General features: G+C 30.9%; 1 protein-coding gene. It reads right to left on the bottom strand.

The genetic code is table 11. The features are described from left to right. Positions 1–14 precede the first annotated feature (14 nt). Positions 15–324: protein rep (locus H1S01_RS21070; RefSeq protein WP_207732461.1), on the bottom strand; the 310-nt coding region annotated here is incomplete at its 5' end.

The raw sequence follows: 324 nt of genomic DNA, 5'->3' as shown, positions 1-324 counted from the left end.
ATATTTAGACAGCATTACAAATTTTTTAAGAAGTAATTTTGCTTTTCGAAATTCCAAATTGCCGTAATTGAATGAGCTTTTTGTTCTTCTTCTGTCGTTTTTTCTTCATCACTTGTTTGAATTAAGTTACCATCTTCGGCATCATCTAAATTCAAAAGTTTATGCTTTTTCTTAAGCAATCCACCATAACTCAACATGCGTTTTCTGTATAAACCTTGTTCTAAATCTTGAACAATTTCTGCGTCTTTTTCATGATTTCCCGTTAAATAATCAGACGACTTAACCGAGTATTTTGATGTCTCTTTAATTGCAGCTTGTATATCT

The sequence above is a fragment of the Heliobacterium chlorum genome (assembly GCF_014502795.1).
Taxonomy (GTDB): Bacteria; Bacillota; Desulfitobacteriia; order Heliobacteriales; family Heliobacteriaceae; genus Heliobacterium; species Heliobacterium chlorum.
The sequence above is the reverse complement of the archived record's forward strand: the minus strand, read 5'-3'. Positions and strand labels throughout refer to the sequence as shown.